This window comes from Archangium lansingense, from assembly GCF_026626635.1.
Taxonomy (GTDB): domain Bacteria; phylum Myxococcota; class Myxococcia; order Myxococcales; family Myxococcaceae; genus Archangium; species Archangium lansingense.
On sequence record NZ_JAPNKA010000001.1, the window covers coordinates 13,399,335 to 13,422,531 of the forward strand.

At 67.6% G+C, this 23,197-nt stretch carries 16 protein-coding genes and 1 pseudogene; 11 read left to right on the plus strand and 6 right to left on the minus strand.

Features of this window, described 5'->3' with window-relative positions; genetic code table 11:
- Window positions 1–141: 141 nt before the first annotated feature.
- The 3 genes from OV287_RS54240 to OV287_RS54250 form a co-directional block, all read right to left on the minus strand.
- The gene (locus OV287_RS54240; protein WP_267541960.1) at window positions 142–1,248 is read right to left on the minus strand and encodes a hypothetical protein; all 1,107 of its coding nucleotides are present in this window, start codon (window positions 1,246–1,248) and stop codon (window positions 142–144) included.
- A 207-nt stretch (window positions 1,249–1,455) separates the two neighbouring features.
- Window positions 1,456–1,602: a type 2 periplasmic-binding domain-containing protein gene (locus OV287_RS54245; RefSeq protein WP_267541961.1), complete on the minus strand. Its 147-nt coding sequence runs from the start codon at window positions 1,600–1,602 to the stop codon at window positions 1,456–1,458.
- Window positions 1,603–1,896: 294 nt separating this feature from the next.
- Entirely contained in the window at window positions 1,897–2,643 is a 747-nt protein-coding gene (locus tag OV287_RS54250) for a hypothetical protein (protein WP_267541962.1), read from the minus strand.
- A 228-nt stretch (window positions 2,644–2,871) separates the two neighbouring features.
- On the opposite strand from OV287_RS54250, the gene OV287_RS54255 reads away from it, so the two are divergent.
- From OV287_RS54255 to OV287_RS54280, 6 genes are all read left to right on the plus strand, one after another.
- Window positions 2,872–3,915 (plus strand): hypothetical protein, encoded by a 1,044-nt coding sequence (locus tag OV287_RS54255; protein WP_267541963.1) that lies wholly within the window; start codon window positions 2,872–2,874, stop codon window positions 3,913–3,915.
- 282 nt (window positions 3,916–4,197) lie between these two features.
- The gene (locus OV287_RS54260) at window positions 4,198–4,959 is read left to right on the plus strand and encodes a hypothetical protein (RefSeq protein WP_267541964.1); all 762 of its coding nucleotides are present in this window, start codon (window positions 4,198–4,200) and stop codon (window positions 4,957–4,959) included.
- A 447-nt stretch (window positions 4,960–5,406) separates the two neighbouring features.
- A complete protein-coding gene (locus OV287_RS54265) occupies window positions 5,407–6,909 on the plus strand; it encodes an aKG-HExxH-type peptide beta-hydroxylase (RefSeq protein WP_267541965.1) in 1,503 nt (500 codons plus the stop codon).
- Window positions 6,906–8,363, plus strand: coding sequence for an aKG-HExxH-type peptide beta-hydroxylase (locus OV287_RS54270; RefSeq protein ID WP_267541966.1), 1,458 nt, complete (start codon window positions 6,906–6,908; stop codon window positions 8,361–8,363). Before OV287_RS54265 ends, OV287_RS54270 begins: the two co-directional genes overlap by 4 nt.
- Window positions 8,360–8,515, plus strand: coding sequence for a hypothetical protein (locus tag OV287_RS54275; protein WP_267541967.1), 156 nt, complete (start codon window positions 8,360–8,362; stop codon window positions 8,513–8,515). Before OV287_RS54270 ends, OV287_RS54275 begins: the two co-directional genes overlap by 4 nt.
- A gap of 112 nt (window positions 8,516–8,627) precedes the next feature.
- Complete coding sequence (locus OV287_RS54280; RefSeq protein WP_267541968.1) at window positions 8,628–10,079, plus strand: NAD(P)/FAD-dependent oxidoreductase; 1,452 nt, start codon at window positions 8,628–8,630, stop codon at window positions 10,077–10,079.
- Window positions 10,080–10,102: 23 nt separating this feature from the next.
- Here the strand turns inward: OV287_RS54280 and OV287_RS54285 are convergent, their stop codons facing one another.
- Window positions 10,103–10,687, minus strand: coding sequence for a glutathione S-transferase family protein (locus tag OV287_RS54285; RefSeq protein ID WP_267541969.1), 585 nt, complete (start codon window positions 10,685–10,687; stop codon window positions 10,103–10,105).
- A gap of 105 nt (window positions 10,688–10,792) precedes the next feature.
- On the opposite strand from OV287_RS54285, the gene OV287_RS54290 reads away from it, so the two are divergent.
- The 5 genes from OV287_RS54290 (at window position 10,793) to OV287_RS54310 (ending at window position 21,654) form a co-directional block, all read left to right on the plus strand.
- Complete coding sequence (locus OV287_RS54290) at window positions 10,793–11,683, plus strand: LysR family transcriptional regulator (protein WP_267541970.1); 891 nt, start codon at window positions 10,793–10,795, stop codon at window positions 11,681–11,683.
- Between the two features lie 202 nt (window positions 11,684–11,885).
- Window positions 11,886–15,929, plus strand: coding sequence for a protein kinase domain-containing protein (locus OV287_RS54295; RefSeq protein ID WP_267541971.1), 4,044 nt, complete (start codon window positions 11,886–11,888; stop codon window positions 15,927–15,929).
- A gap of 30 nt (window positions 15,930–15,959) precedes the next feature.
- Window positions 15,960–17,555 carry a cache domain-containing protein gene (locus OV287_RS54300; RefSeq protein WP_267541972.1) on the plus strand — a complete coding sequence of 532 codons (1,596 nt, stop codon included), beginning with the start codon at window positions 15,960–15,962 and terminating at the stop codon, window positions 17,553–17,555.
- 140 nt (window positions 17,556–17,695) lie between these two features.
- Window positions 17,696–18,592, plus strand: a complete 897-nt coding sequence (locus OV287_RS54305; RefSeq protein WP_267541973.1) for a transcriptional regulator — start codon at window positions 17,696–17,698, stop codon at window positions 18,590–18,592.
- Window positions 18,589–21,654 carry a serine/threonine-protein kinase gene (locus OV287_RS54310; protein ID WP_267541974.1) on the plus strand — a complete coding sequence of 1,022 codons (3,066 nt, stop codon included), beginning with the start codon at window positions 18,589–18,591 and terminating at the stop codon, window positions 21,652–21,654. The genes OV287_RS54305 and OV287_RS54310 overlap by 4 nt, the downstream gene beginning before the upstream one ends.
- A gap of 86 nt (window positions 21,655–21,740) precedes the next feature.
- Here the strand turns inward: OV287_RS54310 and OV287_RS56770 are convergent, their stop codons facing one another.
- Complete coding sequence (locus tag OV287_RS56770) at window positions 21,741–22,313, minus strand: imm11 family protein (RefSeq protein ID WP_444546342.1); 573 nt, start codon at window positions 22,311–22,313, stop codon at window positions 21,741–21,743.
- Window positions 22,314–22,376: 63 nt separating this feature from the next.
- Window positions 22,377–23,117: pseudogene (locus OV287_RS56775) on the minus strand (AHH domain-containing protein); the annotation flags it as partial.
- Between the last annotated feature and the right edge of the window lie 80 nt (window positions 23,118–23,197).

Sequence of the window (23,197 nt, forward strand, 5' to 3'; positions counted from 1 at the left end):
CCAGGCGCGCCCAGCGCGGGCGCTCTTCCCTTGGATACGCAGCAGCCGCGCTCCGGTTTCAGCTTTTCGTTCGAGCCAGGTGCCCCCCCGGGCAGCCAGGGGGGCGGGAGGCGGCTACACCGCCCTCAGCGCTCCCCTGCCCTACAGCGCGGCCCGGACGGCCGTCTCCAGCTCCTCACGGGTGAACCACTCCACGAGGGTGCGGCTGATGGTCAATTCCAGCGTAGAGCCCGTGAGGAGAACCTGGGACTTGTCGCCCACGCGCAGGTGGATGTGCTGAACCTTCTCGTTCAGCGACGCCTGGCCCACCTTGTCCCGAGCCAGCGCCACCAACACCTCACGCGACCGGTCCGCCAGGAACCCGAGCGCCCGCATCTCCCCGGCCGTCGTCGGCGTCATGCCCGGAGCGAGCTCCACCGTGAGGGACGTCTCCAACACGCCGCTCAGCTCCGCTTCCAGCTCGACGAGCCGGCGCATGAATTGGAGCAGCGAGGGCGTCTCGCACTGATCGCGCGACACGACCCCGAACGAGGTCACGTCATGCACCGTCACGGTCTCGATGTGCCCCACGGGAACGAACGTCATGTTCCCCTCGGAACCGCCACGCTCCCGGCCATCCAGCAGCAGCACGACCCGGCCTTCCCGGCTCTCGGGAATGTCCCACAAGAAGCCGGAGACCTCCCGCCCGTTGCGCAAGAGGAGCGACATCCTCGGAACGAAGATGGGAATACCCGCCCGCTGCCGCAAGGTCATCCGCTGCATCAGTTGCAGCAGGGCCTCGACACCAAACGCCTTCCACGACAGGAAGGCCTCGAGAGGATTGCCTACCTCCTCCTCCTCCTGCGTGGCCGACAGGGCCTTCTTCATCGCCTCACGCCGGTCCCAGACCTCGTCCACGTTGGTGAGCGGCTCGTGGTCGAGCGTGAGCACCCCGTTGCGGAACTGGACCATCGTCTCGCCGTAGACCGCGCCAATGGTGTTGCGGATGACCACGCTCTTGAGCGTGCTCCGCAGCATCCGGCGGCCCAGCTCGTCCGAGGCGATGGCCTCCAACGCTCCGATGAGCGGCTCGAAGTACACCTTCGTCCAACACACCTCGTAATCGGAAGCGGCACCTTCCTGAGCGAGGGTGTTCCACTCGACCTCGACGGGCACCTCGAACCGTGCTGCCTGGTCGATCTGCTTCCGCAGCTCGCGGTAGTTGGTTTCCTGGAACCTGCTGATGGCCCTGCGCTCTTCGATCCCCATGACGGTCTCGGTCTCCTGTCGGACTCAAAAGAACCGAATCTGCCGCGTCATCCTCGCAACGGTGAAGCCCTAAACGGCTCGCGGCACGCGCTCATCCGAGATTCCCCAAAGATAAATCTTTGAGAAAACCGATACACGGCTCTCCCGTCTGCCCACGCAGGCGACCCATCATGGATTGGCGCAGCCGCCGCTTCAGCAACCGGGACATCAGGTGACGCCGGGGACGCGAACCTGGGCGAGCGAGGCGGGGACGACGGACACTCCGAGTCCGGCGGCGATGAGGGGTGCGATGGAGGAGCGTTGCGGTGCCTCGTGTCCGAGGATGGGCTCGAAGCCCGCGCTCCGGCAGGCCACGAGAACCTCGTCGTATTGGCGTACGTGACGGCACCCGGTGGGGTACGCGCCATTGTGGAGCACCTGGGACTGCCCACGTCGAGTCCGAGATTGGCTAAAGCGCAGGGGCTACCCCTGCCGCCCCCTGCTGGGTGGGCCGCTTGGGCCGGCGTGTGCCTGAAGCAGGCTGCACCTCCTCTCCACCGGCCCGGCGCGCAGCCCTGGCGCCACCCGTCAGCGGCCTTCCTCTCCCCCTCGGCGCCTCCCCGGGGACTTCAGGCCAACCGAAGAGGTCGGCGCGGGGCCCGCAAGCGGTCAGGGGCTGGGTGTGAGCTCGTTGAAGGTCAGGTGCTCGCCCGGCTCGAGGTGTCCGGCGTACCAACCGGGGTAGCCGACGTTCATCCAGTCCGCCGGCAGTTCGACGCCGCCGCCGTAGGCGGGGTCGTTCCAGGCCGGCTGGTTGCCCGGCAGGGGCCACACCACGAACTCGACCCGCGACCCGATGGCCCGGGCGCACATCCGCCACGGCAGCGGCACGAGCGCACCGTCGCGCACGAAGGTATCCGCCAGCTCGAGCTGGTAGAGGGTGGGGCGCACGCCGGGCGTCGCCGCAGTGTCCCACAGGTGCACGTTGAAGGTCCAATTGACGCCGGCGAACACGTTCTTCGTGACGGTGATGGCCCGGGTGCCGGTCTCGGTCACCTGGATGCGCAGGGCGGCGCCCTGCTGGTTGCGGCCGTCCGACTGCGACGTCCACGTGGCGCACGACTGATGGTCGAGCGACGGCGCCACGTTCGTGTGCCAGAAGACGACGCGCGTGTTGCCCCCGACATGGGTCGCCGGGCCGGTCACCGTGACCGTGCCCTCGGCGTTCGACAGGGCGAACGTCTCGTCGCCGTCGCGGGTGACGGCGGCGGCGGCGAACGGCGCGTCGATCGGGTTGCCCGGGTTGCCCGGGTTGCCCGGGTTGACCGGCGGCACGCAGGCGGCGGACACCCCCACAACGAGCAGCAACGAACCGGCGCGCGGCGCGCGCGCCCTGACCGACGTGTGCGATGACATCCCGCTCACCTTTCGCCCCCGCCAACCGACCACACCGACGGAGCCGGTCGTACCAACGGCTCGCACCGGGTGCCATCACCCAGCTTCAGAGAGAGTTAAGACGTCAGCCCGCCGGGTGCAAGGCCCTCAGAAAAGCAGTGTCTCCGAAGAAGCAGGGCCGGGAGTCATGGACGTGCCCGGAAGCCTGTTCTTGGGCATCCTCGTGTAAGTCACGAAAGTGGGGCTTTCATGTCGCAGCCGCGTCACGGGTCTCTTCCCGCTTCGGGTCCTTCACGGGAGGACAGGCCCCGCTCCTTCTGGCGGGACGGGCAGGCAGCCTTCTCGCTTGTCTTCCGCTCGCCACTCGCCCTCTTCATTCTTGGCGGCCTGACCTTCGTGACGGCGCACTTCACGCTGCAGAAGACCGGCCTCCAGGGTCTGGCCTACCTGCACTCGAGCCGCGCGCAGTTCTGGAACATGCTCGTCTCGCTCACGCCCACGATCTGGATCATCTCCATCTTCCTCCTGTACGGCGACTTGGAGCGCAACCGCTCCGCCTGGCCTCGCACGCGGAGTGGGTGGATGGCGCTCATGCTCTGCCTCGCCCCCCTCTTGCTCCTGCTCGCCCTCCCACTCCTGGCCCAGCTCCTCACCCTGCGGGAGGACTCGCTCGTAGCCGCGCTCCTCCTGCCCCTGGACCCGAACTTCTTCTCGAAGTGGCTCAGCATGAGCATCCTGGGGCTGTTGACCCCGGCACTGCTCTTCTCCGCCCTGGTGGGTATCCACCTCCAACTCCTCGGCCGCCTGCCGAAGTACCAGTACCTCGGAGAACCCCTCGGCTCGGAGAGCCTGGATGAAGAAGTGCTGTGGTATCAGCGCCAGCAATCTCAATTGAGACGGTTCCTGAACCTCGCCGCCGCCCACCTCGGCATCTCCATCCTGAGCGTGGGCGCATTCCGCAACCTCATCAACATGGCCATTGCCTTCTCCGCCGAGCCGCTCCCGACAGCGCCCATCATGAGCTACGGCCTCTACTACACCGCGCTCATCGCCAGCCTCTACATGCCGGCCCACAACACCCTGAAGGGCGTGGGCCAGGCGCTCGCGGACCGGCTCGTCTGGCAATCCCTCGGAGCGCACCCCACCTGGAAGCAGCGGCTGGAGGAGCAGCAGGCCGTCCGCAACCAGCTCGGCCTGCAAGGCTCCGCGCTCCAGGAGTTCCAGCAGGGTCTCGCCGTGTTCGCGCCCTTCATCGCGAGCATCTCCTCGCTGGCTCTTGGCACGGGCGGGTAGCAGAACTCGTTTCGAGCGCCCGCGCTCTCCGAGTCGCCCCACGAATCGTCTGACACCCTTCTGGCAGCCGAGGGTGGCCGGAGCGAGAGAACGAGACCGCCGTCACGCTCTCATCACGCATGCGCCCTAGGAGCTTGTCGGAGAATCGCCGAAAAACGACTCCTACATACCAACCATAGCGGTGTGTTTGAGTCGCACTACCCCTCATGTAGTGGGTAGCCGAGGTATTCCGACAGGCTCCTAGGGTGGCCGCCGCAGTCCCACCTTAAAACGGAGAACCCCGTGCGCATTTCCTCACTCCTCGCCTTCCTCCCCCGCTGGCTCGCCCTGGGCCTGAGCCTCTTCGGCGTTCAGGCCCTTGCCGACTATACGATCGTCCCCGACGGCTACGTCCTGCTCAGCATCGAGCATGGCCATCGCTATATGGTGGCGGGTGGCGCGAAGTTCTACATCCCTCCGTCCCAACTGAGCGCATTCCCTGGAGTCACCACGGTGGCGCTGCCGCAGGCCACCATCGACTCCGTCACGACGATTCCGCGGGACGGCACGCTGATCCGTCCCTATCACGAGAACAAGATCTACGTCGTGGTGGGCAACATGTTCTGGTGGATCCCAAACCCCACCGAGCTGGGCTACTGGGACGACTGGAGAACCATCACCGTCATCCCGTATGGCTGGGATCCCGCCTTCTACAACTACTCGAACACGATCCTGGTGCAGGAGCGATCCACCAGCCAAGTCTACCTCTGGATTGCCGGCGCCCGGTTCCCCATCACCAACGAGGCGGACCTCAACTACTTCGGCGGCTATGCGAACGTGAAGGCGATTCCCCTCGGAACGCTGGCCAGCATCACCTACCAGGCGTGGTGCGGAGTGAACCTCCGCGAGCGCTCAAGCAGCACCGTGTATACGGTGGGGTACGGCAGCAGCACCTCCGCCACGATGCGCAGGGGCGTCACCACCTCGCCCGCAGACGGTGTGGTTCCGGACGGCGCGCTCTCCGTCTTCCCGCTGAGTTCGGGTACCCCCGCCTGCATCTGGTAACACGCCTCCTGGAGGGCCATGACGGGTCTGCCCTTTGGCATCACCCGCATGCCTGCTCGGTGTATTGCCGACTTTGATTGAGCTGATTTTCGAGGGCTGCCAGCAGAGTCACAAACGGCGCCCACGCACTCAATCAAGATAGAAAGCGTTGTGTGTGTCCGGGCGGTGACCGTCCCCCATGGTCGCTCACCGCCCCCGCCCATGTGCCCGGCTCAGACTCACCGGGCAAACAGGGCCTTCCGCACCTTCTCGTCCCGTCTCAGCAACCTCTCAGGATGTTGAGCAGCGGCGTGCGTCATCTCGGGAGGGTGTTTCCGGGTGCGATGTCGTCGACGCTCTCCTTGGAGAGCTCGCGGCCCTATTCACCCTCTTTCATCCCTTGCTGCTGGCTTCGTGGATTGGCGGGGCTGGCAGCTCTCGATGATTTCATCTTTTGGGGAGAACAGCATGCGACAGGATGAGATCCGGCAACTCGACGAGCGGCTTCAGCATCACGACCCGTTCGGGGACTCGTCGAAGGTGGTGGGGCGCGTCATCGAACGCTACAAGTTTGCCCTGGAGGTGCTGGCGCGGCAGGACGATGGGCTCCGCGAGCTCTTGGGCCGCGTCGAAAGGCTGGACGCCGACTCGGTGGATGTCGTTTTCGGCGACCTGCTGGTACGCGCGGAGCTGGAGGCCGCGATCAGCCGTCTCGAGACGTCAGGACCGGTCGCTGCATCGAGTGAGTCGCTCCGCTGGATGCTCGGTGAAGCGCTCGCCTCGATCGCGAAAGACCGGGGCATGGGCATCGCACGGAGGGCGATGGGGCGCGACTTCGTCGTGGGGCCGGCCCGCAGGAGCTGGGTGTGGGATCTTCCGGACGAGCCAACGCGCGTGGGCGACAAGCTGCGCGAGAGCATTCGCACGGGGTTCATGCCGGGCGCCGAGAGCAGTGTCGAGATCATCCGCCCGACGCCGCGCATGGTCGAAGGGCTCGAGCGCGCGTGTGCCCTGCTTTACCGGCTCGTGCCGACGATGGCGGACAGCATCTTCCGGCACCTTCACTCCATCGCCGTCGCGAATATCCGCAGCCCGCGAGGCCGGCTGCTCACGGGCTCCGGGGGCGACGGCACCCCTTGCATGATTTTCATCGACCCCGACGAGCTGGAGAACCCCTGGGACACGGCCGGTCACATCCTGCACGAAGGGATCCACCTCAAGCTCTCTGACCTGATTCGCACAGTTGCCATCGTGACGGACGATGGACCTGTCGAGCTGCCGTGGAGGCGGAAGACGGCGCTCTCGAACTGCGTCTTCGCCTATCACGCGTACGCGCACATGCAGGTGTTTCGCGCCGCCGTGCAGCACCTCGGGCCCTCGTGCTACGCCGAGTTCGGCGCGCCTCACGACTATGACGCGCCAGCGCACGCGATGTCGGTGGTGAATAACGACTCCAGGTCGCCCTTCTCCCGGGCAGAGGCGCGGCTCCATTTCCTGCATGAGCAGCTGGCGGGGGCCTTGGCTCCGAGGGTGACGTCGTACGGGCGCAAGCTGGTCTCGTGGCTCTGGGAGACAATCCGTCCCCTCGAGGCAATCGGCGGTGACCGGTCCGAGGCCCGTGCCGAGCACGCCGCCGATGTGCCGACCGCTCCTGGCCGGGCACCTTCCTCCGCGCGATATCGGCAAGGTCAGGGCATCTCCCTGCGCCGCTCGCCGTCCTCCGAAGTGCTGTTCGCCCTGGAGCCGGGCTCGCAGAAGATCGTCACCTTGAATCTCCCGGCCTGGCTCGCGTTCGAGCTCTGCGACGGCAAGACGGAAGAAGAGCTGCTCTCAGCGTACGCCACCTCACTGGGGCTCGGAGCCGAGCACGCCTGGGCGCAGCTCGCCCCCACCCTCGAGGGGCTCACGTCGAGCGGAATGATCGACCGGGTCCCCGAAGGGGCCCATGTATCGAAAGGAGTGTCGCCATGATGAACCTTTCGGGCGCCGTGCACGCGGCGGATCGGGCGTTGTCGGAGCACCCCTTTTTCGGGGACTCGCCGAGGATTCTCGCGAAGGTGCTGGCTCGCTATCGCTTCGGTCTCGAGCTGTTCGCCGAGCGGCTGCCATCACTCGCGCGCGCCGTGGCCACCGTGGAGAAACTCGGCGATGCCGACGCGCGCCGCATCTTCTTCGACCCGCTGGTCCGGCTGATGCTCGAGCGGGGATTCTCCGAGCTCGAGGCCGGCCGTCTGATGGCGCCCCACCCGCTCGAAGAGCTGCTGCCCGGGGCGCTCGAGGTGCTTCCCCTGGGCCTGTGCGAATCGCGGATGCCGTCGCGGCTGCGCGTTGGCTCGAAGGTGCCGAAGTGGTTGTGGGACGTGGCCCGGCCCTCCGACCCCTACGCCCAGGCGCTCCATTCGGCGTTCGACGGCATCTTCGGGGAGAACCCCAAGAGCAGAGGGACGCTGCTGAGCCCGGAGGCTTCCGCCCAGCGGAAGATCGATGACTCCATCGAGCTGCTCTCGATGCTCCTGCCGCACTCGGGCGCGGCCGCGCTGACGCACATCGAGGCCATCGCGCTGCTCAGCGCTCGGCTCGAAGGGGGCACCGTGCTGTCGGCCGCCGGGGGAGATCTGACGCCTTCGACGATCTTCCTGTCGCTCGACGACCTCGGCAATCCCTGGGACATCGCCGGGAGCCTGTTGCACGAGGGGCTCCATATGAAGCTCTTCGATGCCACCCGCTCGGTCTCGGTCGCGGCCGCGCCGGCCGAGACGATCCAGGTCCCCTGGCGCAACATCCGCTGGTCCATCGTCCGCACGGTGTTCGCCTACCACGTGTACGTTCACCTCTCGCTCTTCAAGGCGGCCGCGCTCTCGGTGGATCGTGCTCTGACCGAGCGCTTCGGCGACCCGTCGGCATACGCCACGCGCCCGCACGCGATGTCGGTGGTGAACAATGGTGGCGGGTCTCGCTTCGGGCGATCGATCGATCGGGCGCGCTACCTCGGAGAGCAGCTTCAGACGACCTGGTCGCATCTTCTCACGCCGCAAGGGCGGGATTTCGTGCGTTGGCTGGGCGAGTCCCTCGCGCCCGTCGACCGCGAGGTCTTCGGCGAAGAGGCCGTGGGGAGCGCGGGCGATCCCGAGCGGGCCGCATACCAGAAGGTCCCCGGCCTGCGGGCGCGCCCCGCGACACAGGGCGAGTGCCTGATGGTGTTCTCACCGGGGGCGCCGAAGCTTCACTGGCTCGATCTGAACGCATGGTTGATCTTCGAGCTCAGCGACGGTCGCACGTTCCCCGAGATGGAGCGGGCGTATCTCGAGGTCATCGGCGGGCGCGTCGAGCCCGACGAAGCGCGCCGCCAATTGCGCTCGGGGCTCGAGAGTCTTGTACGCAGTACCCTCGTAGTGCCGACCCGGCAGAAAGGAGAAGCCGTATGAACAACGAATCGAACTGGCTTGATACCGTGAAGAACCTGGTGGCCGAGAAGCAGACGATGCAGACCCCGAGCGTGACGTGCGGGTCGAGCGCGGAGCGCAAGTGGTGGCCTCCGCACGTCGTCGAGACGAAGAACGAGAAGAAGAAGAAGTAGGGCTGATCCGGTCGGCCCGAGGGCCCGCCGTGCCCGCATGTTGGGTGCGGCGGGCCCTGTTTCGAGAGCCGACGCGTGGCTGACCTTTTCCAACCAGCGGAGCCAGAGACCAATGAACACCTATGACATCGTGGTGGCGGGCAACGGCGCGCTGGGCCTGGCGACCGCGCGTGCCCTCTCTCTCCAAGACCCGGAGCTGCGGATCGCCGTGGTAGGTCCGGCGGGGCGGCCCGGCGGGGCGTCCGTGGCCGCGGGGGCGATGCTCGGCTGCTACGGAGAGGTGACGGCGCCGCTGCTGCGCACGGCACCGGGCCGCGCCAAACTGGCGAAGGGCATGCTCGCCGCGCGCCTCTGGCCCACGTGGCTCGAGGAGCTGAACAGCACGCTGCCCTCCCACGAGCAGGTGCACATCCACCCCGGCACGATCGTGTTCAGCAATGCGAAATCCGGGACGATCGAGGACGAGAACTACGCAGCCATCCAGCAAGCGGTGAAGGAGGGGGACGAGCCCTGTGAGGAGCTCGAGCCGAACCAGGTCCCCGGCTTGAACCCCGCGGAGGACTGTCGGCCCAAGCGAGCGCTGTTCCTGCCTCGCGAGGGCTCGGTGGACGCCAGCCGCCTGGTGAGGGCGCTCACCCTGGTGCTCGAGCAGACCCCGAAGGTGTCGCTCGTGGACGGGACGGTCAAGACACTCGATATCCACGGCGGGCGCGTCACCGGGGTCCGGCTCGAGGACGGGCGTACGATCGCGACCCCACGGGCCGTGCTCGCCATGGGGGTAGGGACGCAGGCCGTGCTCGATGAGCATCCGGACCTCGCCCGCCGCATCCCGCGCATCTTCTGCGGAGGGGGCACGTCTCTTCTGCTGCAAGCGGCGAAGCCATCGCTCCAGCACGTCGTGCGGACACCGAACCGCGCGTTTGCTTGCGGCCTGCACGGCCTGCCCCGCGCGGGCAACCAGCTCTACTTCGGCGCGACGAACACCCTGTTGGCGCGGCCGATGCTGCATACCACGCCGGCCGATATGTTCTTCCTGCTCGAGTGCGTCCTCGAGCAGATCGATCAGGACCTCTGCGCGGCGCAGCTCGTCGCCTGGCAGGCGGGCAACAGGCCCGTCACCGTCGACACGTGCCCGCTGATCGGCCCGACGTCCGTGGACGGCTTGTGGTTGCTCACCGGCACGTACCGCGACGGCCTCTTCCTCTCGCCGCTGCTCGGCCAGCACCTGGCGCGGCGGTTGTGTGGCCAGCCCGGCCTCGTCCATGACGACTTCTTGCCGGAGCGAAAGCCCATCACCCTTTACACCCTGAAGGAGGCGTGCTCGGAGGCGCTCAAGCACTACCTGGCGATGGGCTGGGAGCACGGAATCCGGCTGCCGAAGGTCGGATGGCACCGCGCCTTCCCGCGCTTCTACCAGCAAATGCTGGACTCGCTCTATGAAGCCCTGGGGGAAGAAGAGTTCGTTCTCCCGCCAGAGCTCCTGGCGATTGTCGACAGCAACCGAGCGGCGATGGTTCCGTTCTTCCGGAACTATTACGCGGAGGTACGCAAGGCCTGGGCGTGACGAACGCGCCTGCCTTCAACGTCTCACCCCGAGACGGCCTTCCTCACCGCCGGACGTTGAGTGTGGCGCTTGACGTACTCCACCAGCCGCGGATGCCCGTCGAGCAGCTTCAGCGTGTTGGCCAGGTGGAGGATGGACGCCATCACCACATCGGCCGCGGTGAACGCCCCTCCAACGAGGAATTCACGGTCGCCGAGGCCCGCGGTGATGAAGTCGAGCACGGCCGTGAGGCGGGTCCTGTGCTTCGCGAGCTCTTCATTCGAGTGCGCGCTGGCGTAGAACGCCATCACCGCGGGATCGAGGCTCACCTCGGCGAAGGCCATCCATTGGTAATAGGGGCCGCGCTCGGCGGAACCCATTGGCGGCGCCAGGTGCTTCTCCGGGAACCGGTCGGCCAGATAGAGGCAGATGGCCAGGGACTCGAGCAGCGTGACTTCCCCATCCACCAGGGCGGGGAGTTCGCCCAGCGGATGCACCGCCAGGTAGGCGGGGGTGGTGTTCTCCTGTCGAGCGAGGTCGAGCTTGACCAGCTCGTAGGGGACCCCGAGTTCCTCCAGCAGCCATCGGGGACGGATCGCTCGGGTTCTGGGGGCAAAGTAGAGCTTCATGGGTGACGCTCCTTGAAGGCGGCGGGAGGCGGCAACATGCGGCAGCCGGGGGTCCCTGACAATGTGGCCACCAGCGAACTCATTGTCAGGCTAGGCTTGACGGTCATGATTTCACCAGCGGACATGATCCTCTTCGCCGCGGTCGTTCGCGAGGAGAGCTTCACCCGGGCGGCGCGCCAGCTCGGCATCACCAAGCAGACCATCAGCGAGCGCATCAGCAAGCTGGAGGAGCGGCTCGGGGTGCGGCTTCTCGAACGAACAACGCGACGCCTGCGGGTCACCGGGGCCGGAGCGACGTACTACGAGCGCTGCTCCGCCATCGCCGCACAGATCGACGAGGCGAACAGTGAGGTGCAACAGCGGCAGGCGGAGCCCACCGGCCTGCTGCGGGTCTCCTCGCCAATGCTCTACGGCCGGCGATACCTGACCCCCGTGGTTGCGAAATACCTCGCCCGCCATCCCCAGGTGAGGGTGGAGGTGGTGCTGGCAGACCGCCGTATCCACCTCATCGAAGAAGGGCTGGATGTCGCGATTCACATCGGCCCGCTCGACGACTCGTCGCTCGTGGCGCGAAAGCTCGGCGAGAGCCCGTTCCATTTCGTCGCGAGCCCCCGCTTCCTGTCGAAGTACGGCACGCCGAGCGCCAGGGAGCTCCGCTCCGCACGCTGCATTGGCTTCAGTGCGTTCGAGACGTGGGAGGCCGAGGGGGTGAAGTCTCGAATCGATCCGGTCCTGACCGTGAATGATCTCGAGCTCGCGTGCGAGGCAGCGATTGCCGGGGTGGGCATTGCGCGAGTCCCAGCCATCCTCTGCCGGGATGCAGTCCGTGACGGCCGGCTGAAGCTCCTCTTCGGCCCCAGGCCCGCGATGCAGCGGGCCATCCACGTCGTCTACCCGAGCCGGCTGAATCTTCCGGCAAAGGTCCGGCTCTTCGTGGATGCCCTGGCAACGCTGGCCGAGCCGCTGCACGGCGGTCCGCGGCGAAAGCGCTCGTGATGAGGCGACCGGGGACGCTGTTTCCGAGCCAGCGAGCGGCCCTGCCCTTGCCCTGGGCGTGTTGCTCCCCGGAGTGGCCGTGCACATTCGTCACTGGATGGGCAGGCGGCGGCTCCGTCGGCGAGGGGAGGGTCCGGAGTGAATGGCAATCCGCACGCTCCGGTGCCTGCTGGCAGTCGAGCGAATGACACGAGGCCAGGCAATGCAGGACAAAGGGAGTCACCCCTCCCAGGAGCAGTCCCAGCCGAAACCGCCGCAAGACGAATCGGATTTCGCGGACTCTTTCCTGGCGGAGGTCACGCGCACGGAGAGCTGGCTGCCCAACCCAGTGCCTGGGGAACGGCTGGGGGGGCCCGATGGTCAGCGGTTCGAGATTCAGCAGTCACTCGGCGGCGGTGCCATGGGCAAGGTGTACCGGGCCTGGGATTCGGCGCTGCAACGTATCGTGGCGCTCAAGTTTCTCCAGTCCCATGCCGGACCGCCCGACCGTGCTGCCTTCAGCCTGCTCCAGCAGGAGGCACGGGCCGTCGCTCGGCTGAACCATGAGAACATCGTCAAGCTCTTCGACGTGGCCGAGTGGAATGTCGAGCATGGCGGGCTCCAGGTGCCCTTCCTGGTGATGGAGTTCCTACAAGGCGAGTCGCTCGAGCAGTTGCTGAACCGGGGCCGGCCGGGAATGAAACGGGCAATGGAGATCATGGAGGCGGTGGCCGCCGGTCTGGCTCATGCGCACCGGCGGCACCTCGTCCACCGGGATCTCAAACCCGCCAATGTCTTCCTCACTCGTAAAGGCACGGTGAAGTTGCTGGACTTCGGTCTGGCCCATCAGGTGGTGAGCGCCTCGCCAGTGCCCAGCCTGCCCAGGGCCGGCACCCCCGCGTACATGGCGCCGGAGCAGTGGCGCGGCGAGCCGCAGGATCAGCGTGCGGACATCTGGGCCGCGGGGGTGGTGTTCTATGAGTTGCTGACCGGAGAACTGCCCCTTTCAGGCCTGAGCTTCGAGCAGCTCCACACTCGGGTGCTCTCGCCAGAGCCGATGCCCTCGGCACGTGAGCGCAACCCGGAGCTGGCACCGGAGGTGGAGCCGCTGCTCGCCTCGGCGTTGGCCAAGGACCCGGCCCGGCGCATCCCCTCCGGCCAGGAGTTGCTGGAGGAGCTGTTCGAGCTGGGGGAACACCTCGGGCTGCACCACAAGCCAGCGCGCCCCAGCACACCCCAGCGCCGGCAGGTGACGCTGGTGTGCTGCATGCCTGTCGGCCTCCCGGAACTGCCCGAGCCCGAGGACCGCGATGAGTTGGAGGCCGCCATCCACGGGGTCTGCGCCGAGCTCCTCGGCCGCTATGGCGGCTCGGTCACACCGACCATCGGGGCCCAGGTGTTGGCTTGCTTTGGCTACCCCCAGGCCCACGAGGATGATTCCAAACATGCCGTCCAGGCTGGAATGCTCCTGAGCAAGAGCTTCCCGCAGCTGCTTCAGCAGAAGCTGCGGCGCCGCCCCCCGCCAGGGCTCTCCGTGGCGGTGGGCATCCACACGGACACGGTGGCGCTGCACGAGAGCCCTCAGTCGCGGAGCGCAGGCGCTCCTGCCCTTGCAGGAGAAGCCCCCGAGGTGGCCGCGTGGCTGGCCCGGCAGGCCAGGCCAGGCACGGTGCTCCTCACCGAAGCCACCCGCACCTTGGTGCGCGGTGCCTTCGAGCTGGAAGAGCTCGGAACACAAGCCCCGGAGGGGCTGCCGGCCACCCGCTCGATGCGGGTCTACCGGGCGCTCAGCCAGCGCAAGGAGCAGTCCCGCTTCGAACGAACGCGTGCGGCCTTCGGGCTGACACCGCTGGTCGGGCGGGAACAGGAACTGAGGGAGGTGCTCCGCCTGTGGGAGCGCGCTCGACGGGGGCACGGCACCGCCATCCTTCTCTACGGAGAAGCGGGCCTGGGCAAGTCCCGCCTCATCCATGAAGTGCACGTCCGGGTGGCGTCCTCGGCGGACTGCCGCTTGAATGCCCAGTGCGACGCCCAGTTCACCTCCAGCCCCTTGCACCCCGTCATCGAGGTGCTCCGGCGCCTGCTCCAGGAAGCCCTTCCGGAGGGCCTCTCCCCCTCCGCGCTCTTCCGGTTGAAGCCGCAGCTGCATGGGTACGGCCTCTCGGAAGAGCAGTTGCAGGCGCTCTCCTCTCTTCTGTCCCTGCCGCCCGTGGAGGAGCTGCCCTTCCCCCAGCTCACGCCCGAGAGACAGAAGTCGCTGGTCTTCGAGGCGCTGACCGCGCTGCTGAGGGGCCTGACTCGCGAGCGGCCCATGCTGGCCATCGTGGAGAACCTGCACTGGGTTGATCCTTCCACCCTGGAATTCCTGGCCTGGCTGCTCGAGCCGGTGAAGAAGTCCCGAGTGCTCTTGCTGCTCAGCTCCCGCCCCGAGCTGCGTTACCCCTCGCTGCAGCAGTCTGGCTGCCACGTCCTGACGCTGCACCGGCTGTCGGAGAAGCACTCCAAAGCGCTGGTGCGGAAGATGGCCCAGGAGCATCCCCTTGCGCCGGAAATCGTTCAGCAGCTCGTGAAGCGGACGGAGGGCGTTCCGCTCTTCGCGGAAGAGTTGACGCGCATGGTGATGGAACAGCAAATCACTGAAGTGCTGCCTGCCTCCATTCCCCTGAGCCTGCACGAGCTGCTGCTCGCGCGCCTGGACGCGCTGCCTCCGCGGCAGAAGGGGTTGGCCCAGTTCTGCGCGGTGATAGGACGAAGCATCTCGAGCCCGCTGCTGGCGACCTTGATAGAGCAGTCCGAAGCAGCGAGGAGCCGTGACCTCGAGGGCCTGGTGGCGGCGGGCATCCTGCAGCACGAGGACCCGGACGCAGGGCCAGCGGAGTATCGGTTCCGGCACGCCCTCATCCAGGAGGCAGCCTGGCAATCGCTGCCGCGTAGCACCCGGCGCGAGTACCACCAGCGCATCGCCATGATGCTGGCGGAGCGATGTCCAGAGATAGCGGAGTCACAGCCCGAGCTGCTGGCGCATCACTACACCGAGGCTGGATGGCATATGGAGGCCATCACCTGGTGGGCCCGTGCGGGGGAGCATGCCAGCCAGCGCTCGGCTTATCAGGAGGCCATCGGCCATCTCACGAAGGCGCTGACGCTGCTGCGGGGTCTGCCAGACGCGGACCAACACAAGGGACAGGAGCTGCAGCTCCTGTTGATGCGAGGCCTTCCCCTGGTACAGCTGCAGGGCTATCAGTCCCCGGCGGCCGAACAATCCTACGCACGCGCGCATGTGCTGTTCGATGAGGTGGGCGAGGTGCTGCCGCGGCTGGAGCTGTCCTACTGGGGACCCTTCGCCTTCTACATGGCACGCGGAGAGCTGCACCTGGCCCAGCAACTGGCCGAGCGACTGGTGGGCCAGGGTCCGCGGCACCGCGAGCTGCTCGCCCTGGGGTACTGGATGGAATCCGTGGTGAGCCTCACCCGAGGGCAGGGCCGTGCCGCGCGGGACCAGGTCCAGAGAGCGCTCGATTGCTCGCGCTTCACTTATGACAAGCACCGGGCCCTCGCACGCCGGCACTGGGTGGACCCGCGGGTGGCGGCGCTGGCCCATGGCTCCATCATCCTCACCTTCGTAGGCGAGCTGGAGGGGGCCCGCTCCTGGGGTGAAGAGGCGCTGGAGCTGGCCGGACGGATTGGCCACTTCCACACCTCCGCCTTCGCCCTCCATTCCGTGGCCCTGGGTTGCCAGTACCGTGGGGATGTGGCCAACACGCTGGAGCTGTCGGAGCGCTGCCTGGCACTCTCGGGCGAGCACCGCTTCCGGTTATGGCAGAGCTGGTCGGTGCTCTTGCGGAGCTGGGCCTTGGCCGGGCTGGGGTGGTCCCTTCAGGGGCTGGCACTCATGCGGCAAGGGCTCGAGCATTGGCAGGCCTCCGGAATCCGGGCCGGTGCGAACCACCACAACCTCGGAATGCTGGCGGAGATCCACCTGTGGCGGCAGCAGCCCCAACAGGCGTTGGAAGTGGTCGACCAGGCCCTGGCCCGATTGGGGAGCGAGCGTTCCTACGAATCGGTGCTCCATCGGTTGCGGGGCGAGAGTCTGCATGCGCTCGGCCGCGAGCAAGAGGCGGAGGCCAGCTTTCTGAGCGCACTCGCGGTGGCTCACGAGCAGGGGGCAGTGACCTTCGAGCAACTCGCACGACAGTCAAGAGGGCGGCGAATGCGGTCGCGAAAACCCAGGGATATGTTTCAGGTTGAAGACTCGAGGAGGCCCTAGCCAGCAAAACCCTCTCCACACTGAGCATCCATGCCTCGTTTGCGCATCCATGCCAAGCTGCTGATGGCATTCACCATTGTCCTCTTGCCCGTCCTGGTCCTGCTGATCGCCAGCTTCCTGAGCGATCTGCGACGCACCCAGGACGCAATCCAGGAGGCGCAGTCGATGACAGCCCGGTCTGTGTCCGTGCAAATCGCCGAGACCTTCGACAATGCCATCGGCTTCGGCTGGGCCGTGGCTCAGGATCCGCTGATGCAGACCATGGAGCCCCGTGTGCTGGATCCGCACCTCCAAGAGATGGTCAAGCATTACCCCCTGTATGACTCCATTGCCGTCTACGATGTCAACGGCGACAACCGCGGGTGGGGGGATCCCAACCAGCCCGCGACCCCCAGGCTCCGGATCGGCGACCGCAAATACTTCCGGCAGGTGATGAAGACCAATGCTCCAGTCATCTCCGAGGCGCTGGAGCTCAAGCGCCTCGAACACACGGGAGTGGTGGCATGCATTCCCATCCGTGGGCCAAAGGGGCGCCCCATCGGGGTCGTCAACATCATGATCCGCTCCGACCAGCTCGCGCACCGGTTCGTCGACGCCAACCTCCAACCGATGCAGACGATCTTCCTGGCCGATTCGAACAGCCGACTGGCCTTTCATACCGGGGCTTCCCAGCTGACCTATCAGCAGAGCGGGACCTTCATGCATATCGACGCCATCAAGAAGGCGTTGACCGACCTCTCGCCCCAGGTGGCCCGTTTCACCAGCCCCCTCGCCGGTGACGAGCACCTGGGCGCTTTCGCCCCCGTCCCGCGCTACCCATGGGCTGTTGGCATATCCACGCCTCGAGACATCGCGCTGGCCCCCCTCTTCTCGCAGCTGCGCCTCCAGCTCGGCGCCTTCGCGGGCATCCTCCTGTTGAACAGCCTGTTGGCCCTGTGGCTGGCTCGCTCCTATGCCCGCCCGGTCCAGCAACTCCAGGCGGCCGCTCAGGCCCTGGCACATGGAGAGAGGGAGCCGCCCGTGGACATCCACACGGGTGATGAGCTGGAGGAGCTCGGCTCGACCTTCCGCAGGATGGCGGCCGAGGTGGCACGGCGCGAGGCGGAGGTGAAGGCCCTGTACAAGGAGGCCGAGCAACAGGCTCTCCAGCTCGCGGCCATCATCGCCAGTGTTCCGGATGCCATCTTCCTCGCCAGCTTGGATGGGCGGGTGGTCGGCACGAATCCCGCGGGACTCCGGCTGCTGGGAATCCGGGGCAACGCCGAGCTGAACATGTCCTTGCCCGAGTACCTCCAGCGCTACGACATCCGGCATCTGGCGGGCCAGCCGATGGAACCGGAAGAGCTGCCAATCGTCCGGGCGCTGGCGGGTGAGACCTTCACCGGCGAGACGATGCGCCTCCGCAGCCAGGATGGGAGACAGCTCCTGCTCAGCAGCAATGGGGCTCCCGTCAGGGATGCATCCGGGCAGATCATTCTCGGGCTGATTGTCATCCGTGACATCACCAGCCGCCGGCAGGAAGAAGCAGCGGCGCTTCAGGCGAGCAAGAAGCGCATGGCCCAGGAGCAGCGCACGGAGCACCCGGAGCCGGGGGTTGGCGAGTACCCGGTTCCACGAACCGGTTGACGCGTCAGGGCAGGGCTCTCCCAGTTTCCCAGGGGATGATGGCGCGCCTTCGCATCCGCGCGCGACACCTTCGGTGCGTCCTGTGAATGGGCGAGGCCCCGCCCCGTCGAATCGCGGGTTCGATGTCAGGAGTGCTTGGGATGCATAGGACCAACTCCGAGTCCTTCGAGTGGGTGTTGCAGTCCACCGGCGAGTCGTCCGCCGTCCGCCTTCGTGAGGCGCCTGGAGCCAGAGAGGCCGTGGAGCGCGCCGTCTCCCAGGCCGCGGCCCTCCGCGACGCCGCGCCCGAGCCGAGTGTCTTCGCGCGACACCTCGGGGCCCATCTCTCGCGGGCGGTGGACCCGATGCTCGCGCTGGAGCGACTGCATGCCAGGGATCTCGCGCTCGCACTCTCCTGCGCGCAGGGGCTGCCGGCGGCCCGTGCACTCCTGGAGCAGGAGGTCTTCCTCAAGCTGCGCGTTCCGCTGTCTCGCATCCATCCCTCGCCGGTGTTCGTGGACGAGGTGCTACAGGCGCTCCGCGCCAACCTCCTGATGCCACGCGCGGAGGCGCCCTCGCGGCTGCTCGGCTACGCGGGCGTGGGCCCACTGCTGCACTGGGTGAGCATCTCCGCGGTGCGGCTCGCGCTGAGGATGCGCAAGGCGCTCGGGGAAGAGTCGCAGGTCGAGGCCGAGGTGCTCGCCGAGCACCCCGCGCCGGGAGGACTGGAGCTGGGCTTCGTCCGGGAGGAAGCCCGGGGGTATGTGCGCGCGGCCTTCATCCGGGCGGTGGCTTCGCTGGACGACGAGGACCGGGAGCTGCTGCGACTGCACTTCGTCGAGCGCCTCTCCCTGGAGCGCATGGGCGACCTGTTCGGCCTGCACAAGTCCACCCTCTCCCGCCGGCTCTCCGCGGTGCAGGCACTGCTGGAGAAGCGGACGCGGCGCGCGCTCGCCGAACGCCTGTCGCTGCCCGAGCCGGAAGTGGACAGCCTGATGCGCGCCATCCATGGACGGCTGGACCTGAGCCTCTCCGGTCTGCTGGAGAGACGGGCTTGAGCTGCCCGGATGAGAACACGCTCACCGGTTATGTGAGTGGAGCATTGGACCCCGAGGGCACGGCGGCCGTGCGCCAGCATGTCGCCGGCTGCTCGGAGTGCCGGAGCGTGCTCGCCGCACTGAGCGGGCTGGAGATGCCTCCACCGCTGGTCGACACGGGGCTGCTCGTCTGCGGCGCGCGCGTGGGGCGTTACATGGTGCTCGGGCTGCTCGGCGAAGGAGGCATGGGGCGCGTCCATGCCGCCTATGACCCGGAGCTGGACCGCAAGGTGGCGCTCAAGCTGCTGAACCTCGCGAGGCTCGGGGAGGGCTCTCTGGCCCAGGCGCGTCAGCGACTGGAGCGCGAGGCCCGCACGATGGCCCGGCTGTCGCACCCCCATGTCGCCCAACTGCACGACGTGGGGGAGCTCCAGGGGCAGCTCTTCCTGGTGATGGAGCTCGTCGAGGGAGGCACGCTTCGGCAGTGGCTGGCGGAGAAGCCGCGCACGCGCCGGGAAATCCTCGCGCGCTTCATCCAGGCGGCGGATGGGCTGGCGGCCACCCACGCGCTGGGAGTCATCCATCGCGACTTCAAGCCCGACAACGTCCTGCTGACCCGCGACGGCCAGGTGCGCATCACCGACTTCGGCCTGGCCAACGCGGCGGGGGCACTGGAGCCTCCTCGGGAGGACGCGGCCTTCGTCTCCGGCGGAGAACCCCTCACCGTCACCGGGGCGTTCCTGGGGACCCCGGGCTATGCCGCGCCGGAGCAGCTCCGTGGAGAGCGGGGGGATGCCCGCTCGGACCAGTTCGCCTTCTGCGTCGCGCTCTACGAGGCGCTCAACGGGCAGCGCCCCTTCGCGGGAGCCACGCGCGAGGAGCTCCTGTCGTCCATGCGGCGACAGGAGGTGCGTCCCGAGAAGCGGGGCGTGCCCTCGTGGCTCAAGGCCGTGGTCCGACGAGGGCTCTCCGTGGACCCGTCGCGGCGCTTCGAGTCCATGGAGGTGCTGCGGGCTCGCCTCTCGCGAGAGGTAGGGGCCTGGAAGCGCAGCGCCGCCGCGGCGGTGCTCGCGGGAGGACTGGTGGGCCTGGGGTTCCTCGTGCTGGGGCCTTCATCGGCGACGCCGAGCGAGGCCTGCCAGGGCAGTGAGCGGCACCTCGTGGGCATCTGGGACGCGTCCGTGCGGGAGTCCACGCATCAGGCCTTCCTGAGAACGGAGGACCCCGCGGCCGAGGCCTCGTTCCAGGCCGTGGCCTCCACGCTGGAGCGGTGGACCCAGGACTGGACGCACGCGCATCAGTCCGCCTGCGAGGCGACACACGTCTTCGGCGAACAGTCGGAGGCGGCGCTGGAGCTTCGGATGACGTGTCTGGACCAGCGGCTGGGAGAGCTGTCGCGACTGACGGTGGCGCTCCAGGGCGCGGATGCGCGGACGGTGGAGCGGGGCTTCGGGCTGGGGGCCTCGCTCGGAGGCGTGGCCCGATGCGCGGACGTGCGCACGTTGCAGGAGGCCGTGTCTCCGCCGGAAGACCCGACGGTCCGCGCGGAGGTGGACGCGGTGCGTGTGGAGCTCGCGCGGGCGAACGCGGAATTGCTCGCGGGCCATACCCCCGAGGCGCTGCGAATCGCGCTGCCCGCCCGGGAGCGTGCGCTCGCCACCCGTCACCGGCCCCTGGAGGCGGAGGCGCATCAGCTCTGCGCGCGCTTGCAGGAGGACGCGGGCGCGTTCGAGGACGCTCGAAAGTCCCTGGCCCAGGCCTCGCTGGCAGCCGAAGCGGGGCGACATCTGGGAGTGCTCGCACGGGTGCTGATTTCCCAGGCGTGGGTTCACGGGTACGGCTTGGGGCGCACCCCGGAGGCGTGGCCCTTCCTCCAGCGCGCCCGGGCCGTGGCGGAGACGCTGCGAGACGCCGAGCTGGACACCCTGCTGGACCATGGGCAGGCGGAGCTCCTGGAGCAGGAGGGCCGCTTCTCCGAGGCGGAGCCGCTGCTGCGTGCCTCGCTGGAGACCGCCAGCGCGCGGGGCAAGAAGCACGCGCACGCGGAGCTGAGCGGTCGGCTGGGCCTGCTGGCCCGGAAACAGGGGCGGCTCCTGGAGGCGAAGCGTTGGCAGGAGGAGGCGCTGCGGCTCCATGAGGAGTACTTCGGTCCGACGCACCGGGACACGGGACGGGCCCTGGTGAACCTGGGCGCCACGCTGGCCCTCCTGGGCGAGCTGGCGAGCGCCGAGGCCGTCCTCCAGCGGGCGCTCGGAATCCTTCGCCAGACGCTGGGCGAGGAGGACCTGTCGGTGGCCCGGACGTTGTCCAACCTGGCCCTCGTCTACTTCGAGTGGGGACATGGGGCCCAGGCGCGGGAGGCCGCGGAGGAGAGCTGGGCCGTGGCACGCAAGAGCGTGGCCGCCGACAGCCCGGTGCTGATGGGGATGGCGTCGAACCGGCTCGGCGTCCTCGGAGAGCAAGGCGAGCGTGCGCAAGAGCTGGCGCACGTGCGGCGCGTCCTGGCGCATCGCGAGCGCGTCTATGGCGCCTCACACCCGGAGGTGGCTCTGGACGTACACGAAGTAGGGAGGCTGCTGCGCCTCCTGGGGCGTCCGGACGAAGCGCGAGGCTTCCACGCACGCGGCGTCTCGATCCAAGAGCCCCTGGTCTCCAAAGGCGAGGTGGATGGCGCGGGGCTGCGCGCCCTGGCGGATGCCCTCCTCTTCCTGGGGCGGGTGGACGACGCCCGGCGTCATGTGGAGCAGGCGCTCGCGAGCATGGAGAAAGACCTGGGGCCTTCGTCGTCCGAGCGCATCGAGGCGCTGCTCCTCTTGGGGGACGTCCAGCTCGCACGCGGCCAACCCGCCGAGGCCCTGGCGCCACTGAGGACCGCGCTGGAGGTGCTCACGGCGCGGCAGGTGGTCTCCGCGCGCGTCCCAAGGGTGCGTCGTCGGCTCGCGCGGGCGCTCCGACTGACGGGCGCGGTGGAAGAGGCCTGCGAGCAGGCGCGGCGCGCCTGGGGGGAGCTGACCCCTTGGAGCAAGGCCTATGCCCAGGAGACGACGGAGGCGCGGGCCGAGCTCGGGCGCTGTCGAGGGTAGCAGAGACGCGCGAGTGCCTGGTTGAAGCGCTGCTCAAGGTCACCCTGGTGCTTGGAGGGGCCGGCTCGACTCCTCCCACCCCCAGCTCAGACCTCGAGGAATTTGATACCGGTGATGCCCTCGGCCTCCATGGCTGACTTGACGTGCTCGGAGACGATGAGGACCACCAGCCATCCCCAGGGCCGGAAGACATGGGCCTTCCCTATCTTCGCCGGGTCCACCTTGAGCCCTCGAACGTTCTGGTATTCGCCTACTCTGTCTGGCTCCCCATCCTCTGGTCCCCAATAAAACACCTCGTCACACCGGGCATCGTCGACGCATCGGATGACCTGCAGGGCGTTGAGGATGAACCAGGGCTCCGTCTGCCCCTCCACTTCCACGGGGATGAACTGCACCTCCTTCTGGAGCCCCAGACGCTCGAAGAGCGAAACCACCCGCCGGTGGACGATGGGAATCCCCATGGTCTCTGTGTATTCGAGCGCAACGCCCTCCGGCTTCACAGGGAAGCGAATTGAACTCTTGATGTCCAAGACTCTTCCCTCCTTGAACTGCCAGGTGTCTATCCATGTTCCTTGTTCATCGACAGGCAATCGCAGATGCCAGCGCCCCGGAACATACACATCGTCATACATTTCATAATACTTCATCAGCGCGCTCATGGATTTCTCGTGGCCAGCTTGTTGAGCGTGGAGCCCGGCGTACAGACGTCCCCTGCAATCGACTCCCAGCGCCTTCCCAAACCTCTCCGCCACCGCCTCCAGCTCCTCCCTCGTCCTCGCCTCCTCCGCCTCCTGGTACAGCCTCAGGCACGCCTGCCCCACGTTGTAGAGCTCCGCCGCGCTGTACGTCAGCAGCAGCCCCACTGTCACCGCTCCCGCCAACGCCTTGGAGAACACTGGCTCCGGTACCGCCCACGCCAGCATGTACAGCACCATGGACGTCCCCACCGACAGCAGGACGGCGGGCGAGCTGAACAGCTCCAGCGCCGCCTCCCTCACTCCTTCCCCCATGTAGCGCGGCGAGAGCCTCAGCGCCTGAAACCACCTGGCACTCTCCAGTGTCCCCGGCAGTTCCACCAGCGCTGGCCCCAGCAGCTCCTCGTACTCCTCCCTCACCCTCCTCTCCAACGCCGAGGGCCTCGCATCCCCTGGCAGCATCCCCGTCAGGGCCAACATCACTGCCGGGTTCGGCTTCTCCTTCTTCCTCCTGCTCTCCTGCTGGAATTCCTCCTCCAGCGCCTCCACCACCTCCCTCGCCTCTTCCTCCCTCCACACCCCCAGCGCCGGGTTCGGCTTCAACCCCTTGAAGCTCAGCCTCAGCCCCTGCCCCTCGTCCCCCTGGTACCCGCTCACTCCCACCGGCTCCAGCACCGGCAGCTTGTCCTCGGCCCTTGCTCGAGTGCCCCCCAGCGCCATCGCCACCAGCAACACCAGGTAGATGGGTTGAAGGACTCTTGGCTGCACGTGTGGCTCCTCCGGCCCTTCGGAATGCAAGGCCGTGGCGGCCAGTGTCCCTCACCTCGGAGGTGGGGTGCCAGACACAA

Coding starts and splice junctions, on each gene's coding strand:
- OV287_RS54280 (WP_267541968.1), top strand. CDS start 8,628: ATGAACACCTATGACATCGTGGTGGCGGGCAACGGCGCGCTGGGCCTG.
- OV287_RS54300 (WP_267541972.1), top strand. CDS start 15,960: ATGCCTCGTTTGCGCATCCATGCCAAGCTGCTGATGGCATTCACCATT.
- OV287_RS54270 (WP_267541966.1), top strand. CDS start 6,906: ATGATGAACCTTTCGGGCGCCGTGCACGCGGCGGATCGGGCGTTGTCG.
- OV287_RS56770 (WP_444546342.1), bottom strand. CDS start 22,313: ATGAGCGCGCTGATGAAGTATTATGAAATGTATGACGATGTGTATGTT.
- OV287_RS54250 (WP_267541962.1), bottom strand. CDS start 2,643: ATGTCATCGCACACGTCGGTCAGGGCGCGCGCGCCGCGCGCCGGTTCG.
- OV287_RS54240 (WP_267541960.1), bottom strand. CDS start 1,248: ATGGGGATCGAAGAGCGCAGGGCCATCAGCAGGTTCCAGGAAACCAAC.
- OV287_RS54285 (WP_267541969.1), bottom strand. CDS start 10,687: ATGAAGCTCTACTTTGCCCCCAGAACCCGAGCGATCCGTCCCCGATGG.
- OV287_RS54305 (WP_267541973.1), top strand. CDS start 17,696: ATGCATAGGACCAACTCCGAGTCCTTCGAGTGGGTGTTGCAGTCCACC.
- OV287_RS54275 (WP_267541967.1), top strand. CDS start 8,360: ATGAACAACGAATCGAACTGGCTTGATACCGTGAAGAACCTGGTGGCC.
- OV287_RS54265 (WP_267541965.1), top strand. CDS start 5,407: ATGCGACAGGATGAGATCCGGCAACTCGACGAGCGGCTTCAGCATCAC.
- OV287_RS54295 (WP_267541971.1), top strand. CDS start 11,886: ATGCAGGACAAAGGGAGTCACCCCTCCCAGGAGCAGTCCCAGCCGAAA.
- OV287_RS54255 (WP_267541963.1), top strand. CDS start 2,872: ATGTCGCAGCCGCGTCACGGGTCTCTTCCCGCTTCGGGTCCTTCACGG.
- OV287_RS54290 (WP_267541970.1), top strand. CDS start 10,793: ATGATTTCACCAGCGGACATGATCCTCTTCGCCGCGGTCGTTCGCGAG.